The sequence below is a fragment of the Lamprobacter sp. genome (assembly GCF_034860625.1).
Lineage (GTDB): Bacteria > Pseudomonadota > Gammaproteobacteria > Chromatiales > Chromatiaceae > Lamprobacter.
The window spans coordinates 1-3,577 of sequence record NZ_JAYESN010000286.1 but is presented as its reverse complement, the minus strand read 5'-3'; the positions used below and the strand labels follow the sequence as shown (position 1 = coordinate 3,577).

At 56.0% G+C, this 3,577-nt stretch carries 7 protein-coding genes; 3 read left to right on the top strand and 4 right to left on the bottom strand.

Going from position 1 to position 3,577, the window contains the following annotated elements:
* Positions 1-218 (top strand): hypothetical protein (locus VBE63_RS26235; protein ID WP_323685943.1); only part of this gene is annotated, 218 nt, incomplete at its 5' end.
* The gene (locus tag VBE63_RS31640; protein ID WP_416274693.1) at positions 215-391 is read left to right on the top strand and encodes a group II intron maturase-specific domain-containing protein; all 177 of its coding nucleotides are present in this window, start codon (positions 215-217) and stop codon (positions 389-391) included. The genes VBE63_RS26235 and VBE63_RS31640, both read left to right, overlap by 4 nt.
* Positions 392-539: 148 nt before the next feature.
* Here the strand turns inward: VBE63_RS31640 and VBE63_RS26230 are convergent, their stop codons facing one another.
* From VBE63_RS26230 to VBE63_RS26220, 3 genes are all read right to left on the bottom strand, one after another.
* On the bottom strand, positions 540-1,328 hold the full coding sequence (locus tag VBE63_RS26230) for a PEP-CTERM sorting domain-containing protein (protein ID WP_323685942.1): 789 nt from the start codon (positions 1,326-1,328) through the stop codon (positions 540-542).
* A gap of 600 nt (positions 1,329-1,928) precedes the next feature.
* A complete protein-coding gene (locus VBE63_RS26225) occupies positions 1,929-2,255 on the bottom strand; it encodes a type II toxin-antitoxin system PemK/MazF family toxin (RefSeq protein ID WP_323685944.1) in 327 nt (108 codons plus the stop codon).
* Entirely contained in the window at positions 2,255-2,503 is a 249-nt protein-coding gene (locus VBE63_RS26220; protein ID WP_323685941.1) for an AbrB/MazE/SpoVT family DNA-binding domain-containing protein, read from the bottom strand. The genes VBE63_RS26225 and VBE63_RS26220 overlap by 1 nt, the downstream gene beginning before the upstream one ends.
* A gap of 161 nt (positions 2,504-2,664) precedes the next feature.
* Between VBE63_RS26220 and VBE63_RS26215 the strand changes: the two genes are divergently transcribed.
* Positions 2,665-2,937 carry a hypothetical protein gene (locus tag VBE63_RS26215; protein ID WP_416274692.1) on the top strand — a complete coding sequence of 91 codons (273 nt, stop codon included), beginning with the start codon at positions 2,665-2,667 and terminating at the stop codon, positions 2,935-2,937.
* A gap of 146 nt (positions 2,938-3,083) precedes the next feature.
* Here VBE63_RS26215 and VBE63_RS26210 read toward each other — a convergent pair whose 3' ends face one another.
* The gene (locus VBE63_RS26210; RefSeq protein ID WP_323685940.1) at positions 3,084-3,227 is read right to left on the bottom strand and encodes a hypothetical protein; all 144 of its coding nucleotides are present in this window, start codon (positions 3,225-3,227) and stop codon (positions 3,084-3,086) included.
* Between the last annotated feature and the right edge of the window lie 350 nt (positions 3,228-3,577).

Genomic DNA, 3,577 nt, shown 5'->3' with positions numbered 1-3,577 from the left:
GTCGCCTTCCTGGCCCATCCGAATCCTCGACCACGGCGACAGCTTGTATCAGCGTGTGCGCCGGCCAACAGTTGCCCTCGCGGCGGACGTTCTTCGAACATCTGCGCGCCCTGACGCTCTATACCGTCTATGCCTCATGGGAGGAGCTGTTTACCTTTATGCTTGAGATGCTGGAACCAGCCCAACCTCCACCAAAAGGTCGGCGCTTAAAGCGGTGATCAGGGCAAATTTAGAATTGCTGCTACGCGGCTGGTCAGGCTATTTCCACGATGGCAACTGCGCCAAGGTATTTGGACGCGTTCGGTGGTTCACGGAGGAACGCGTGCGTACCCAACTGCGACGGCGCCACCAAGTGCGCACGCGCACCCGGGGGTATGAACGGTTCTCTTAGGGATACATTCACGACGTCCTTGGAGTCCACCTGGAACGGATCCCCGGACCTGGTGTTGGGTACACGGCTATCTTATTTTTCTCAGGTACCCTGTGGCTCACGGGCGTGAGCCAAGGACTGTCGGAATCAGAGTGGAGATATTTGCGGATTAAGCGGCGTTCTGGTGACCCTGACGAAGCGACCGCACACCGAACAGGCCTAGCAGACCTGCACCGAATAGCAATAGCGAGGCCGGCTCAGGGACTTTTACGGCGAAACTGTTAGCGCTAGTGAAATCGGTAGCAGTCAGCGTGAATTCAAAATCGTAGAACTTAGTGTCAGCACCTTCGGCAATGCCGCTGAAGGTTCCCCCGGACCCTTGCCCTCGAACCAAGGCACCGTCTGACCCGATAAACATGTCGCCTTCAATTTCGCCGAGGAAAGCACTCTGGACAGCAGCAGTCAGGCTAAGTGAGTATTCTGGAAATGACGTAATGGGCGCGAAAATGGGCGCGAATGGGAACAAAACCAGATCGTTCGCCAAGTCAGCATTCATACCTTCCACATCCAGCATGAACTCATACATGCCTACGCCGAGCATGGCATAGGTGAAGGAAATGAAGGTGTCGGTGCTGGAGTCATCGTCGTACAACTGTAACCCTGGGCCCACGATCAGGTTGGCGTTGGGCCCGAAGTCATTGACGCCATCCTGATTGCCAACTTCATTGGTGAAAAAAAGCTTGAGAGGCAGAGGGTCATCAATAGAAACCTGGTTACTCGTCGGGTTGGTGCCGGACTGCGCGTCTGCGAGTGAGCCATATTGCTGTGCCCAGCCGCTGTAGCTGAAGCTATTCGTAATGAAGGCACCATCAGAGCTTACATAATCCGCCGTAGCGGGACCGGCGAAAGCCAGTGCAATCGGGAGAGACCAGGCGAGAGATTTTAATCGAGATGTCATAAGGGGACCTTCCGGGACGTTGTGTTGAGAAGGGAACGATATAATCTGGCATTAAATTTAAGAAAGATCAGTTTTCTCTGCCACATGCTGCAGCGTTTCAAGCCTGAGTGGCTTGATGCGAGACCCTACGCCCCATCCCAAGCTCACCATCTGTTTGCGCTGAGGGTACTGGAACGAGAAGGGAGCTCTCAAAAAATATTTCTGAGACGCCAGGATTCTGAGCTTGCGAGATTTTAAAGCATAAATCGTGCCAATTTTGTTAATCGGCTAGATGCATGGTATATTGCGCAATGAATAGGTAATGTTCGCTAAAAAAATACTGAAAACAATAGCTTATTGATTTATCGGGCAGGAATGGGAATTCGTCAACAAACCCCAAACGCGGACTGCCAACCCCCGTGTGTAAAGTTTTTCGACGCTTTAGAGTCGGGAGAAATGGCTAATTTACCCTAGAGTTCTGTTAAAATTTTGAAAATAAATGTTTTTCCTAGGATCTTGAGCCGTAAGAAATTCTGACAGCTGTCCAGAATAACGGGCTATAGCGAAAACGGGTTAGCTCTTACTTTGCACGGAGCGCCGCGCTACCATACCCAGCCCGGCCTACGAAAATGTTGTTGCGAACATTGCCTGCAGCGTGCGCAAGGTCGTATCGAGTGTCGCCGCATGCAGCGTCCCAAGAGGTTTAACCAGCCTGGCGCGGTCGAGTGTTCGGATCTGGTCGAGAACGATGAGCCCCTGCTTACCCTTGAAGGTGATCGGCACGCGAAAAGCCGCCGACCGCGAGCCCGTTGTCATGGGGGCCACAATGAGGGTTCGCAGGTGCTGATTCATCTCATTCGGCGAGATGACAACGCATGGACGGGTCTTCTGGATCTCACTGCCCACGGTCGGATCGAGTTGCGCCAGCCAAATGTCACCCGTCTGCATCACCAAACCAGGTCATCGTCTCCTTGGTTGGCAAACTCCGGCCAGACCAAGGCATCCTCACCCTCCTGGGCGAGTTGCTCAGCATCTTTCGCCCAGCCTTCTCGTGGATGACGGCAAATGGGGCGGATCTCAATGACCCCGTCGCGAACCTGGAGATCCGCAGCACCCTCAAGCCCGAGCTGGGCCAGAATCGGCTTTGGGATCAGTACACCCCTAAAATTTCCCATCTTGCGAATGGCGACTTCCATCTTGATATCCTCGGCAGAGATCACGCGGAAGCACAATGTTAGCGCACCCGACTTGCGGCGCTGCGCGAGTCGATCATCGACCCAAAGGCCATTAATCCTCAGCCCGGCCTCGATCCTCAGGCTGACCCCGCACCACCGCCGCCACCAGCATAGTGTTGCGCATGGCCACCGTCGCCCACGAACCCGTCCAGCAAGCCATGGACCGCATCCGCCAACTCAGCGCCGATGAAGAGGCGCGCCGCCTCGCCTTCGTGCGCGAGCGTGCACTGCACGACGAGGTCTCGTTTCTCAATGAAGCCAAGCGGGAAGGCCGCGAAGAAGTGGCCCGTCATCTGATCGCACTGAGGCTGCTGACTGATGAGCAGATTGCAACCGCCGCCGGCTTAACCGAGCCGCGGTCAAAGCGTTGCGGGATGCGGCCGGATGATGTCTAAACTGCGCTAAGCAGACCCGCCTGGCGCAGAACTTGGCGTGTGTCGTGTTCGAGAGTGGTTTTGGGTGTGTCCGTGGTTGGTATCGATGGGGCTGGGGCGGCGAGGTGGTCCGGCTGAGGATCAGGGGATGAGGTCGATGGTAGTCGTCACGCTGCCGGCGGGGACCAGGCCGTGCCGGCGATGCGGGGCGCGGGCACCTTGTCGCCGAAGGCGGGCGAGACCCAGCCGCCGCCCGCGCCCAGCGCGCCGCCGGAGGCGACGCTCAGTTCTCCGCGCGGGTCGAAGCGCATCGCGATGCGGTTGCATCCGTTGCGGCGGATGATAAGTTGGTGTCGGTGAGGCGACGGCAGAGGCTGACCGTGTAGGAGGGGGTCGGATGCGGTCCTGGTAAACCCGCACCAATCGGTTGTGTGCGCTCAATGCTTATAAAAGTCCGCACTTGACCAAAGCGCAAAACGATAGGAGAGGTTAACGTCGATCAGACCAGCCCTTTTAAGGTGCATAAAAACAACATTCAGGGTCAGATAGTTACGAATGCAGGTGAATCTGGCGGTCACTGGACCATAGGGACCGTCGCAAGCACCTTGACCAAAAATCAGGAGCTTGCAGTCAAACGAATTTCGTCACCTTAAAAGGGCTG

Coding starts and splice junctions, on each gene's coding strand:
- VBE63_RS26220 (WP_323685941.1), bottom strand. CDS start 2,503: ATGGAAGTCGCCATTCGCAAGATGGGAAATTTTAGGGGTGTACTGATC.
- VBE63_RS26215 (WP_416274692.1), top strand. CDS start 2,665: ATGGCCACCGTCGCCCACGAACCCGTCCAGCAAGCCATGGACCGCATC.
- VBE63_RS26210 (WP_323685940.1), bottom strand. CDS start 3,227: ATGCGCTTCGACCCGCGCGGAGAACTGAGCGTCGCCTCCGGCGGCGCG.
- VBE63_RS26225 (WP_323685944.1), bottom strand. CDS start 2,255: ATGCAGACGGGTGACATTTGGCTGGCGCAACTCGATCCGACCGTGGGC.
- VBE63_RS26230 (WP_323685942.1), bottom strand. CDS start 1,328: ATGACATCTCGATTAAAATCTCTCGCCTGGTCTCTCCCGATTGCACTG.